Genomic DNA, 13,017 nt, shown 5'->3' with positions numbered 1-13,017 from the left:
AAACAAAAACGGCCCAAAGATAGGACCGTTCGTTTTAGTAAGACTCGCTACACTGTGCTATCTAAACACCTTAAATGATAGGTGTTGGCTCTCTAGGCAGTACAACAGATACAAAAAAACGAGCCCATTGGCTCGTTTTTTTTATTTATACGTTGGTTTAAGCAGTTTTACCGATAAAGCCTAGCTTCTTACCTACCCAAGCGAGCAGTAACATAGCGACAATAATCGCAAAGAAGTTTGAACCTGCATCAGGATGTTGTGCTTTCACAAACGCCGAGTGGCCAAATGCACCCACAAAGAAACAAGCTAAACCCACTAATGGAATATCTTCAGATACTGGATTCGTTAGGTATTCTTGGTAAAGCGCTTGTACAGCCAAAACTAAAGCAATTAGCGGGAAAATAGAGAAGCCCACTTCGCTCATTGTTACCCAAGATAACAGTGCATCACCACACACACCTGCAACAACAGCAAGTACGAGTGTCTTTCTTTCAGAACCACGGTTTGCAGTATTATTTTCATTCGACATTATTCAATCCCGCCTTTTAATCGGTTACGTTCACGTTCTTTACGATACCAAAAAGCCCCTTTGGCCATCATTCGTAATTGCATGATCAAGCGTTCAGCCAATTCATCTCGCTGACGTCGATCTAAATCTAATGCTTCTGCCCCTGAGTTGAAAACCAATATGACCGAGGCTTCTGCTTGAGTAAAAGCTTCATCTCTTGTCATGCCTGTCGTTATCAGGTATTCGGTTAATTCAGCAGAAAAGTGTTGTATCTCACGAGCTACCGCTGCACGAAACTCAAATGAAGTTCCTGAGCGCTCTCGTAATAACAGTCTGAATACGTTTGGGCTGCTTTCAATGAATTCCATAAAGGTTTCAACCGATGTGCGAATCACACTGCCTTCCTTTGCTATACGCTGACGAGCTTGACGCATTAGTTGGCGTAATAATAAACCACCTTCATCAACCATGGTTAAGCCAAGCTCATCCATATCTTTAAAGTGACGATAAAAGGAAGTCGGTGCTATTCCAGCCTCACGAGCGACTTCTCTCAAGCTTAGGTTGGAAAAACTACGATCGGCGCTGAGTTGGCTAAATGCTGCATCAATTAAGCTACGACGAGTTTTTTCTTTTTGCTGTGCGCGAATGCCCATTGGTTTCATACTTTATCAATTTCTTCTTTTACAGCCTAAACAGGCATGTCTGATTCTCTGTTTAATATAACGCGAATCACTTCTTTATATAAGGCACTCTGGTTATATAAGACAGACACTAAACACACCTCTTTGTTCACGTACCGAAGTAAATACGTTCGAAGAAAAAATTTCAATATCCACACTGTCATTTGGAGACATACGACATACCAAATATTATTTTTTCGATAACACTGCGTGATCCCACCGACTCTCTGATGCCCTTTTCATGTACCCAAGAACAGAATCAGTTAAAATCTCGCTAAAGCAATGTTAATCAAATATAACAAGGAAGATATCTATGCCGCACTCCAACCACTTTGATGTAATCGTAATTGGTAGTGGCCCCGGGGGAGAGGGGGCAGCGATGGGATTAACCAAAGCCGGGTTGAACGTTGCAATCATTGAAAAAGAGAGCAGCGTTGGTGGTGGTTGTACTCACTGGGGAACCATTCCTTCAAAAGCACTGCGTCATGCCGTGAGTCGTATTATTGAATTCAACAGCAACCCGCTGTTTTGTCAGAACAACAAAAGTATTCACTCAACCTTCTCCAACATACTGGGTCATGCTAAATCAGTCATCGATAAGCAAACTCGACTGCGCCAAGGCTTCTACGATCGTAACCAATGCACACTGGTATTCGGTACGGCTCGTTTTATCGATACCAACACCATCTCGGTGATACAGAGTGATGGTACTGAAGAACACTACAGTGCAGACAAATTTGTTATCGCGACAGGCTCTCGCCCTTACCAACCAGATAACGTCGACTTCCTGCATGAACGTATCTACGACAGCGACTCAATTCTTTCTCTTAAACACGATCCGCAACACATCATCATCTATGGTGCTGGCGTTATTGGTTGTGAATACGCGTCGATTTTCCGCGGTTTGGGTGTCAAAACCGATCTTATCAATACTCGTGACCGTTTGTTGTCATTTCTAGACAATGAAACCTCGGATGCGCTTTCTTACCACTTCTGGAACAGCGGCGTGGTGATTCGGAACGACGAAACCTTTGAGAAAATCGAAGGCACGGACGATGGCGTGATCATTCACCTAGAATCAGGCAAAAAAATGCGCGCCGACTGCCTACTGTATGCCAATGGCCGAACCGGTAATACCGATAAGTTAAACCTTGGTGCGGTTGGCTTAGAAGCAGACTCTCGTGGGCAAGTATCAGTAAACACCAATTACCAAACCAATGTTGACCATGTTTACGCAGTAGGTGATGTGATTGGCTACCCTAGCCTAGCGAGTGCGGCTTATGACCAAGGTCGATTCGTTGCACAGGCGATTGTCAAAGGTGAAGCTGAACGCCACCTTATTGAAGACATCCCAACAGGTATCTACACCATCCCTGAGATCAGTTCTGTTGGTAAAACCGAGCAAGAACTAACGGCTGCGAAAGTACCGTACGAAGTGGGACGTTCTTCATTCAAACACTTAGCTCGCGCTCAAATCGCCGGTAAAGATATTGGTAGCTTGAAGATCCTATTCCACCGTGAAACCAAAGAGATTTTGGGTATCCACGTGTTTGGTGAGCGTGCTGCTGAAATCATCCATATCGGCCAAGCGATTATGGAACAGAAAGGTGAAGCAAATACCATCGAGTACTTTGTAAATACCACCTTTAATTATCCAACGATGGCAGAAGCTTATCGTGTTGCAGCACTTAACGGACTTAACCGTTTGTTCTAAATAAAGAACCAACAGGAGCATTTGACCACCTATAGGCCAAATACATAAACAGCAAGCCATGAGCTTGCTGTTTTTATTTAAGATACTGAATAATATGATAATGGTAGTAATTAGATCATGATGTTCTAAATACCCCTTTTCCTGTACAGCTTCTATTTGTTGCTCCCTGAACTGAGCTATCTAAGTAAGCTAAGCGAGAAACTCACCCTTCTTCCACTGAGAAACAAACAACACACCAAGACCAATTCCGCGCATTGCCATAAAGCTCAGCATCGCTAGCCACAGTGCATGGTTCTCTAAACCTGATGCTAAATAGAAAATCGCGAAGAAACTGCAGGTCGCAACAAACATACTATTGCGCATATCCTTGCCTTTAGTGGCCCCAACAAAAATACCATCCAACAAGAAGCACCACATAGACACCAATGGCATCGCAATCAGCCATGGCAGATACACCTCGGCTTGGCTCTTTACGTCTGGGATTGTGGTGATCATATTGATTAAGCCAGAGCCAGCGATTGCGAACGCTATGGTCAGTACTAAACAAATATTGAAGCTCCAGAAGAAAGTACCAATCAATGACTGGTTTAGTTCATCTTTGTCTTTCGCGCCTATCGCCTTACCGACCATAGCTTCCATTGCATAGGCAAAGCCATCCATCCCATAAGAGATGATCATCAAGAAACTCATCAACACGGCATTGGCCGCAACAACATCATCGCCAAAGCTTGCACCTTGGAAAGTCATGAAAGTGAAAGTCGCTTGTAGACACAATGAACGAAGAAAGATATCGCGATTCAGTTTCACGAAACGACTCAAACCTTGGCTGGTTTTCTTAAGCAGATCCCATGGCGATGGTAACTGTTTCTTCGCCCAGATTCGGTAAACACAAATCAGGCCAAATGTTAGACCAGCATAATCAGCCATTACAGATGCTAATGCAGCACCTTCCACTTGCCACCCTAAACCGATAACAAAAACGATATCCAAAACGATATTGGTGACGTTGGTTATAATCACCATCCACATGGGCGCTTTGGCATTTTGAGTCCCGAGCAGCCAGCCTAAAATAACAAAGTTAGTTAGCGCAGCAGGTGCACTCCAAGCGCGGATTGAGAAATATTGCTGACCATAGTGCTTAACTTGATCACTGGCGCTACTCAATGAGAAAACTAAATCGGCGACTAGACTGTGTAAAAGCAAAAAGACACCAGCAAACCCTAAGGCCATAGTCACGCCTTGCACAAAAACTAAGCCAAGTTGCTTGCCATCATTCGCACCATAGGATTGTGCGGCTAGCCCTGTTGTCGACATACGCAGGAAGCCAAGCAACCAAAAGGTCACACTGATCATAGTGCCGCCTAATGCCACACCACCTAAATACCAAGAATGCTCTAGATGACCAATAACCGCCGCATCGACTAAGCCCAGCAATGGAACCGTAATATTAGAGAGAACCATCGGGATTGCGAGCAACAGCACTTTTTTGTGCATCGCCTGATTGGATAGCGTTTGAAAAATAATTTGGGGATTAAATAGCTTCACGATCACCTCTTAGTTTAGAGGCGATAGTTTAACCTAGTGGGTGGGCTTTCACTATGTTGTGTACTTTGTGTATTGGTTAGCTTTTACCAAACTATGTGTTGATAGAAGAAGCTAGCGCTACCATTTAACGAGTACTAATTGAGGAGTTAAACGCTTTTTAAACTGAGAAATCTTACACAACAATCGCTGCCACAACTTCCAACGATTACATTGCTGCTCTAATGGTGAAAATGACTTAACCCATTGCGCCCATGGCAACCAATTGAGAACACTGTCTATTGGTGAAGACAACCCGTGAGCATACTTTCCAGAACCGAGCTTTTGCCCAAGAGAACTCGAGCTTTTGTCTCCAGCTAACACTAAACACGCGTGTGCATGAGTAAAGTAACGACTCAATGACTGAATAAAGTGCGCTGTCTGCTGTTCATTACAATCAAGCAGAGCGTGTTCACACACCACCATCACCGAAGCTTGTTCTGGAATGTTAAGTTCATCTAACCAAGTCAGGTCATCAACAGAGCCACACTCCAAACGATAACGTTCGTTTTTGTGGAACAGGCGTTGTCGCCAAAGCAGATTCTCGGTTACATCCAGCTCAACCCAATGACAGCGGCCATTATCTAAACGGTAGAAACGGGTATCGAGCCCTGCTCCCACATTAATAATCCAAGCATCTGGGTTATGAGATAAAAATTGTTGAACTTGAGAATCACAAAGTTGAGTCAGTGTCGCGTAAAGGAGTTGTTGTTGGTCGAGTTCACCAGTAAGACATTCTGGTGCTAATTGGCAGCGTTTGCAGGCTTGAGCTGCGATAGGGTCATAGACTAGGCCGTCATCGGCAAGGCTTTCGCGACTGCGAAACCAAAGATGTTGAACGAGATTCGTCGGAACTTGGAATTCTTGATGTGCAGACCCTTGATCAGAAGAAGCCTTTTGAACAGAGGAGCGCGGCTTACGAATAAGCGGCTTCATTTGAGGTTTGGTTGGATTTGGCATCATCATCTTCCTTGTATCTCGACAAAGAAGATGATAATGAATATCAATTACAATAACAAGTTATTGAGAATAAATATCAATAAGCTTTTTGTACTGACTACATCCAGTCGGTGTTGCGAATAATACCAACAGCCAGTCCTTCAATAGACAAGTGTTGAGACTCTAGATCGACGTGAATTGGAGAAAATTCTTCATTTTCAGCATGTAACAGAACCGTTGAACCTTTACGTTCTAGGCGTTTTACCGTTACATCATCATCAACACGAGCTACAACAACCTGACCGTCGCGTACGTCTTGTGTTTTATGAACAGCCAGTAGATCACCATCCATAATACCGATGTCTTTCATACTTTCGCCATTTACACGAAGTAAGAAGTCAGCCTGAGGCTTAAACATACCTGGGTCTACTTGGTAATGCATTTCTACATGTTCTTGAGCCAGAATAGGCTCACCAGCGGCAACCTGACCGATTAATGGTAAACCTTGTTCCTCATTTGCTGCATCTTCAAGCAAAATACGAATACCACGAGACGCACCCGGGATAATCTCAATCGCTTCTTTACGAGCAAGAGCTTTTAAATGTTCTTCTGCAGCATTAGCAGAGCGGAAGCCTAGTTCTCGTGCAATTTCTGCACGTGTCGGTGGCATACCGAAATCGTCAATCTTACTTTTGATAAGATCAAAAACTTGTTGTTGGCGGGGCGTTAACGGCTTCATGATTCACCTGTCTTTTTATACAGTTGACTGTGAGTATATCCAGTAACTGAACAAAAGCAAAGCAATTGGTTGTTTTTAGTTCATTTTTCAAGAATCACAAAAATAGGATCTCTAGCCATACGTAACCCGCTAGTACTAGGCAGATGAGAACAGCCGCTGAGCCGACATCTTTCGCCATCCCAGAAAGCTCATGATGCTCACTACCGATTCGATCAACAACTGCTTCAATCGCGGTATTGATTAACTCGACAACCATCACTAACACAACAGCTGAGATCATCAAGATTCGCTCAACTTGGCTTACATCCAAATAGAATGCTAGTGGAATCAGTATTGCTGCCATGAACACTTCTTGCCGAAATGCAGCCTCGCTTTTAAACGAACTTGTGAGGCCTTGCCATGAAAAGCCTGCTGCTTTTATGATGCGTTTTAATCCGGTGTTTGATTTTTTGGTCATTTTTAACTCTATACTCAATCAGTTGATGAATGATTTTCCACAAACTTAACGGCAATATGACTATTTCCATTAAAAGGTTAGACCAGTTTCTGGTATTCTTGCATCGATTAAATTTACGCCTAGGCTTATCCCTATTTCACTCATAGGATTTATCCTTTTTCATCATAGAAATAGAGATACGCTTGAGCACATTGAAATAACTATTGAGGCAGTGAACCTATATGTCTTCTGGACAATCTTTTTCACGTTCATTAATGAAGCTACCTTTATCCGTATTGGTAAAGGGCACATCAATTCCTTCAAACCCTGTTGAGGATTTGAACATTGATTTGAGCAAACCGATTGTATACGCCTTACCGTTTCGCTCAAGTGTCGACATTCTTACATTGCAAAAGCATGCACTTGAATTAGGTCTACCTGATCCATTAAGCAAGCTTGAAATCAACGGCAAATCACTGCAACGCTATGTTTTTATCTCTTCTCGCAAAACTCTGCTTCAAGACGATGATTATGTACCAAGCTCTTCAATTGAAGTTTTCTCTGAGTTGCTTTCACTGCATGCTGAAGACTCTGAGCTCGATGTTCAAGTTATCCCTGCCACTGTGCTTTGGGGACGTAAACCTGGTAAAGAGAATAATCAGAAGCCTTACCTCCAGGCAATGAATGGCTTAGAGAAATCAAAAGCGGTATTGCTAGCAGGCCGTGATTGTCTGGTGCGTTTCAGCCCAGTGGTTTCTCTACGTTACATGGCTAACTCACATGGCACCGACAGCACCATCGCGCACAAATTAGCGCGAGTGGCACGTATTCACTTCTCTCGCCAAAAGCTTGCTGCATCAGGCCCTAACCTGCCAAGCCGCCAAGCTCTGTTTGATCGCCTACTCAAATCAGAAGCAATCAAGAAGGCGATAGAAGACGAAGCTGAAGCAAAAAATATTTCCATAGAGAAAGCGAGCAAAGAAGCTCAGGACATCATGGATGAGATCGCAGCTAACTTCTCCTACTCGTTAATTAAACGCGGTGAGAAAATTCTGGGTTGGTTGTGGAATAAGTTGTACCAAGGCCTGCATATCAGCAACGCTTCAACGGTTCGTAAATTGGCTCAAGATGGTCACGAGATTGTTTACGTCCCTTGTCACCGTAGCCACATGGATTACTTGTTGCTTTCTTATGTGCTTTATCATGAAGGCATGGTGCCTCCGCACATCGCTGCAGGTATCAACCTCAACTTCTTCCCTGCCGGTCCTATTTTCCGTCATGGTGGTGCGTTCTTTATTCGCCGTAGCTTCAAAGGCAACAAGCTTTACTCGACGATTTTCCGTGAATACCTAGCGGAATTGTTCGCTAAAGGTTACTCAGTAGAGTACTTCAGTGAAGGTGGTCGTTCTCGTACGGGTCGTCTTCTGCAAGCGAAAACGGGCATGCTAGCGATGACCATTCAGGCAATGCTGCGTGGTATGAACCGTCCTGTTACTTTGGTTCCTGTGTACATTGGTTATGAACACGTGATGGAAGTGGCAACTTACGCGAAAGAACTTCGTGGCAAGCGTAAAGAGAAAGAAAACGCGAGCTTAGTGATTCGTACCATTCGTAAGCTGCGTAACTTTGGTAAAGGCTACGTTAACTTCGGTGAGCCGATTCAACTGAACCAATACCTGAACGAGCACGCGCCAGAATGGACCAAAGACATCGACCCAATGGGCACCAGTAAACCACAATGGATGAACCCGGTGGTTAATGACTTGGCGACCAAAATGATGACGCACATTAACGATGCCGCGGCGACCAACGCATTGACCCTTTGTGCAACGGCGCTATTGGCCTCAAGACAGCGTGCATTGTCTCGTGACTCTTTGGTTTCTCAGATCAATTGCTACCTATCACTGCTTAAGAACGTTCCATATTCAGCAACGTTCACTGTGCCAAAAGACAGCGCTGAAGATTTGGTAAAACATGCTGAATCACTGAACAAGTTCTTGATTGAATCAGACTCAATGGGCGACATTATTTCGCTAGACCGTCACCAGTCAATTCTGATGACCTACTACCGAAACAACATCATTCACTTGTTCGCTCTGCCATCTTTAATTGCCCAGATGACCATTCGTCAACGCGGTTTATCGATTGAAGCGATTCAAAAGAATGTTGCAGCAATTTATCCGTTCTTGAAGAAAGAACTATTCTTAAGCTACGACGAATCACAGCTTGAAGGCGTAGTATCAAACATCATTGATGAGCTTGTTAGCCAAGGCATGATTGTTGTGTCTGACAATGAAGTGACTATCAACCAATCGAACAGCCAAGCTCTTATGCTGTTAGGCCGTACGATTTCAGAAACGCTACAGCGCTACTCTATTGCTCTAAACTTGCTGGCAGAGAATCCTGAACTGGACAAATCTGACCTTGAGCAGAAGAGCCAAGACATCGCACAGCGACTTGGTCGACTGCATGGTATCAATGCTCCCGAATTCTTCGATAAAGGCGTGTTTGCTTCTATGTTCGCAACGTTGAAGCAGCAACAGTACCTAGATAACGACGGCAACTGCGATTTAGAGAAGACTCAGCAATTCGCTAAGCTTCTTTACTCGATGCTTTACCCTGAAGTTCGTCTGACGATTCAAGAGAGTATTCACCAAGCCGAGTAATTCCTGTATATAGCAGGGCTCTGATAGCAAATTCAACGCGATCAAAAAAGGCACCCACTGGGTGCCTTTTTCTTGAATATTCGTTTGATAAAAACTGATGCTTACCAGAAGGTAACGAACAAACCGACCGTTACGGCCATGCCAACATAGTTGTTATTGAGAAAAGCTTGAAAACATAAGTCTCGGTCACGATGACGCATCAAATGTTGTTGGTACACAAACAAGCTGCCTGCAACTAACAATGCCCAATAGAAAGTATCACCCAATTGGTAGTGCATACCTAACACAATCAGCATCGCTAGAGTAACAAGTTGCAAAGAGCCGACGATAAGCTTATCGAAGCGACCAAATAAAATAGCCGTCGATTTAATACCAATCTTCAGGTCATCATCTCGGTCTACCATCGCATATTGCGTGTCGTAAGCAACCGTCCACAAAGCATTAATAACGAAGATAAACCAAACAATACTTGGTAGTTCGTTGGTTTGTGCAGCCCATGCCATTGGTATCGCCCAACTAAACGCTAAGCCGAGGAACAACTGTGGAAGATGTGTAAAACGCTTCATGAAAGGGTAAATGAACGCCAGACCCACACCAATAAATGAGAGCTTAATGGTCAGTGGATTCATGGTGAGTACTAGCAAAAATGAAACTACGGCTAGCACTAAAAAGAGCAGAATCGCTTCCTTACTGGAAACCAAACCTGAGGGTAATGGACGCTGCTTGGTGCGTTTAACATGACCATCCACTTTACGGTCCGCAAAGTCATTGATCACACAGCCAGCTGAACGCATCAACACGACGCCGAGTACGAAAACAACCAAGACATCAAAATCAGGCATACCTTGTGCGGCGATAATCAGCGACCACAAAGTCGGCCAAAGGAGTAACAGAGTACCAATCGGGCGATTCATTCGCGTTAATTGCCAGTACGCCTTCGCTTTGGTGGCAAACATTTACACACTCTCCTTAGAGTAAATGGGTGACGTAGGTAAAAACAGTTCTGCCACAAGCATCGGTTTATGGTTCATCCATAATCGAGAACGACGTGCGAGTAATCGCTCATCACCTGCGATAACCCAACCGACTTGCAGCGCATCTCGCTCCACGTTCTCAGCACTGAAAACGGTTAATCCAAGCGGGACATTACCTTGTTGAGAAAGGTCGGAGTGCTGATGATCTTCTAATGTGACTCGGGGAATCAAGGTTCGACCTAATACCCACGGGTCATCATCACCCTTTAAAATCACTTTACGCAGTAAGCAATCAAACGATGATAAAAGATGTTCCTCGTCCTGTTGCAACATTGAGCGTTCTACAACTTGATTATGAAGCAACTCAACAGACAGGTGCTGACAACACTTCCCCAACTTGCGGGAAAGAGAACCTTGCTCCATAAGCCACTCTTTGGTGGTTTTATTAGGAAAATCAAATGTTTCTGTACTTTGCCAATCTACATTCATTAACGAATTAAGATACAGCGATATTGGCTGATTCATACTAGTATTCAATAGGTGACTTTACACGTACAATAAAGCTTCAACTTTCGAACAAAATTAAAGCGTTCTTCGAAATTGTAAACGTATTTAGATTTAGACCGCTCATTGTAACAAGACTAATGCGTTTCGAATATCGCGAATAAACTAAAGAAAAGTCACAAATATGCACAAACGTTATGTAGCCCAAATATTTCTTGCGATTACCCTACTCTTTTCAGCATCAAGTTTCGCTGAAGAGGAATCGGCACCAAAACTAGCCTACTTCACGCTAGAGCCTGACCTGACCACCAATTTTTACACTAAAGGTAAAAAACTGGGCTACATTCAGGTTCGTCTCGATATTATGGTTGCGAATAGTAACGACTTAGCAGCCATTGAGCACCACCAGCCACTGATTCGTGATGCTGTGATTGAATTGCTCGGCAAACAAAACGAAGAAACAATTAAATCTCTATCTGGTCGTGAAGATTTAAGAAAAACTTTAGTCGAGCATCTCAACAAGGTCTTGCTTCCTGAAACAGGCAAAACACTCATTGCTGACCTACTGTTTACCAAATACCTTTATCAGTAATAATGATGTAAAAACGAATCCAAATAAAAAGCGGCTCATCTGGCCGCTTTTTTGTCTCTACCGTTTGGCTACTCACTAGAAGAGATGAATTAACTTCTTGCCGAGCTTGGTGCTTTCATTGCATCGATAAAGCCAATAATCACACCAGCGGCTAGGCCAGCTAAATGCGCAGTATTGGCGATAGTCATAAATGGTTGCATGTACCCAAGTATCAACCACACCAACATAAAGCCGACAATCTGTCTTGGGATGCCTAAACCAAGTTGCGGCGCCTTCGCACCGATAACCCATAAGTAGCCAACCAGAGCATAAACAACACCTGACAAGCCGCCGAAGTTTGCTCCTTCAACCCAATACTGCCCAGCGCCAGAAAGCGCAGAAGATATAGCAAAGATCTGAAGTAACTTGAGGCTACCTAGCTTTTTCTCGATGTCTCCACCTAACTGCCACCACCACAAGATATTAAATGCGATGTGCATAACAGAGAAATGCAGAACGGCATGACTCAACCAACGCCACAATTGCCATTGCTGTCCATCCACCGCTGGGAAATGCAGGGCATTGAAAATAGCTTGGCCAAAACCGATCTGTTGTAGCGCAAAAATCACCACACACACCAACATCAGGCTTAGTGTCACAGGGCCTGCTTTGGCTTTGATCATGCCCATGAAACTTGGCGTGTGGTAATGGAAGTTGCTCTTTCTGGTCTCTGCCATGTCCCAAGACGCCGCTTGATAGCGTTTATGATTGGGCTCCGCAAGAAAGCGATTCAGCTCAGCTTCAGTTTCAACCTGAAATTGGCCATCAAGAAGCCAAAGAGCAAAACGCCCCTCACCTTCAGGAGACATTTGAATAGGGATCTGGCGAGAAGCCATGTAATCAATAAATGCTTGAGCAAGACGCGGGTTATCTAACACCATCAGTCTAATCATTATCACTTCCTATTCATTATACTGAGAAACGTTTAACGCAACTAACCAGCGTTCACTGGAAGTTCTGCGCGATGCCAGGCTTCAAACCCACCATCAACACTATATACCTCTTCAAAGCCTTGGTTCACTAAATATTGTGCAGCACCTTGGCTACTAATACCGTGGTAACACATCACTAAAATAGGTTGTTCGAACTCTACCTCATCCATGAACGACACCATCGTATCATTGGTAAGGTGATAAGCTGTTTTTGAGTGAGCCACCGCGAAAGACTGCGGGTCACGAATATCGACAAGTCTTGCTTCGCCTTGTTCTAAAAGGGCTTGAGCGCTTTTAACATCGATATGTTTAAACTGGTCCATGACTTTCTCTTTTATGCTGATTTACTTTGCTGCCATTGTAACCTATCCCAAGGCTAACAATCACATCCACTTAATAAGGTTATCCACCAGCGATCACTTTTACACCGTTTGTGGATAAATCTGTGGATTGCGTGAATAAAGTGTTTTTTTTAAAATAGATCCACAACATGTAGTGATGATCCTGATCTAACTGTGGGTGTTATGAAAAATATCCCCACATCAAAAACCCTCACAAAGCCTTACTACACCCTGCTTTTAGACAACTGACGAATAAACTTCTCACAGAGTTATCCACAAAATCATTTTGCAAATTTCGATCGCAAAAGTTGAGAAATCGATCGAAAATAAAAAGGCCGAGATCTCTCGATCTCGGCCTTTTCAAATTCAGCT

13 protein-coding genes are annotated in these 13,017 nt (G+C 43.7%); 3 read left to right on the top strand and 10 right to left on the bottom strand.

Features of this window, described 5'->3' with window-relative positions; translation table 11 throughout:
• Positions 1-157 precede the first annotated feature (157 nt).
• Positions 158-529, bottom strand: a complete 372-nt coding sequence (locus tag OQJ75_RS19695; protein ID WP_265974620.1) for a YijD family membrane protein — start codon at positions 527-529, stop codon at positions 158-160.
• The gene (fabR, locus tag OQJ75_RS19690; protein WP_052880525.1) at positions 529-1,170 is read right to left on the bottom strand and encodes an HTH-type transcriptional repressor FabR; all 642 of its coding nucleotides are present in this window, start codon (positions 1,168-1,170) and stop codon (positions 529-531) included. The genes OQJ75_RS19695 and fabR overlap by 1 nt, the downstream gene beginning before the upstream one ends.
• Before the next feature lie 331 nt (positions 1,171-1,501).
• Here fabR and sthA point away from each other — a divergent pair, with 331 nt between their 5' ends.
• Entirely contained in the window at positions 1,502-2,902 is a 1,401-nt protein-coding gene (gene sthA, locus OQJ75_RS19685; protein WP_248373365.1) for a Si-specific NAD(P)(+) transhydrogenase, read from the top strand.
• Positions 2,903-3,091: 189 nt separating this feature from the next.
• On the opposite strand, the gene dinF is transcribed toward sthA, so the two are convergent.
• From dinF to OQJ75_RS19665, 4 genes are all read right to left on the bottom strand, one after another.
• Positions 3,092-4,447, bottom strand: coding sequence for an MATE family efflux transporter DinF (dinF, locus tag OQJ75_RS19680; RefSeq protein ID WP_248388379.1), 1,356 nt, complete (start codon positions 4,445-4,447; stop codon positions 3,092-3,094).
• Between the two features lie 117 nt (positions 4,448-4,564).
• A complete protein-coding gene (locus OQJ75_RS19675; protein ID WP_265974619.1) occupies positions 4,565-5,443 on the bottom strand; it encodes a class I SAM-dependent methyltransferase in 879 nt (292 codons plus the stop codon).
• A gap of 97 nt (positions 5,444-5,540) precedes the next feature.
• Entirely contained in the window at positions 5,541-6,161 is a 621-nt protein-coding gene (lexA, locus tag OQJ75_RS19670) for a transcriptional repressor LexA (RefSeq protein WP_017104719.1), read from the bottom strand.
• Between the two features lie 94 nt (positions 6,162-6,255).
• Complete coding sequence (locus OQJ75_RS19665; RefSeq protein WP_248373371.1) at positions 6,256-6,618, bottom strand: diacylglycerol kinase; 363 nt, start codon at positions 6,616-6,618, stop codon at positions 6,256-6,258.
• A 221-nt stretch (positions 6,619-6,839) separates the two neighbouring features.
• Between OQJ75_RS19665 and plsB the strand changes: the two genes are divergently transcribed.
• Positions 6,840-9,263 (top strand): glycerol-3-phosphate 1-O-acyltransferase PlsB, encoded by a 2,424-nt coding sequence (plsB, locus tag OQJ75_RS19660; RefSeq protein ID WP_260809776.1) that lies wholly within the window; start codon positions 6,840-6,842, stop codon positions 9,261-9,263.
• 101 nt (positions 9,264-9,364) lie between these two features.
• Here plsB and ubiA read toward each other — a convergent pair whose 3' ends face one another.
• Positions 9,365-10,219, bottom strand: a complete 855-nt coding sequence (gene ubiA / locus OQJ75_RS19655) for a 4-hydroxybenzoate octaprenyltransferase (protein WP_248388384.1) — start codon at positions 10,217-10,219, stop codon at positions 9,365-9,367.
• Positions 10,220-10,762 (bottom strand): chorismate lyase, encoded by a 543-nt coding sequence (locus tag OQJ75_RS19650; protein WP_248388386.1) that lies wholly within the window; start codon positions 10,760-10,762, stop codon positions 10,220-10,222.
• 163 nt (positions 10,763-10,925) lie between these two features.
• Here OQJ75_RS19650 and OQJ75_RS19645 point away from each other — a divergent pair, with 163 nt between their 5' ends.
• Entirely contained in the window at positions 10,926-11,333 is a 408-nt protein-coding gene (locus OQJ75_RS19645; RefSeq protein WP_004736708.1) for a flagellar basal body-associated protein FliL, read from the top strand.
• 89 nt (positions 11,334-11,422) lie between these two features.
• Here the strand turns inward: OQJ75_RS19645 and glpG are convergent, their stop codons facing one another.
• Both glpG and glpE read right to left on the bottom strand, forming a co-directional pair.
• Entirely contained in the window at positions 11,423-12,265 is an 843-nt protein-coding gene (gene glpG / locus OQJ75_RS19640) for a rhomboid family intramembrane serine protease GlpG (RefSeq protein WP_265974618.1), read from the bottom strand.
• Positions 12,266-12,306: 41 nt separating this feature from the next.
• Positions 12,307-12,627 carry a thiosulfate sulfurtransferase GlpE gene (glpE, locus tag OQJ75_RS19635; protein ID WP_248373383.1) on the bottom strand — a complete coding sequence of 107 codons (321 nt, stop codon included), beginning with the start codon at positions 12,625-12,627 and terminating at the stop codon, positions 12,307-12,309.
• Between the last annotated feature and the right edge of the window lie 390 nt (positions 12,628-13,017).

This window comes from Vibrio sp. 14G-20 (assembly GCF_026241515.1).
In the GTDB taxonomy this organism is placed as follows: domain Bacteria; phylum Pseudomonadota; class Gammaproteobacteria; order Enterobacterales; family Vibrionaceae; genus Vibrio.
This window is presented reverse-complemented; position numbering and strand designations above follow the sequence as displayed.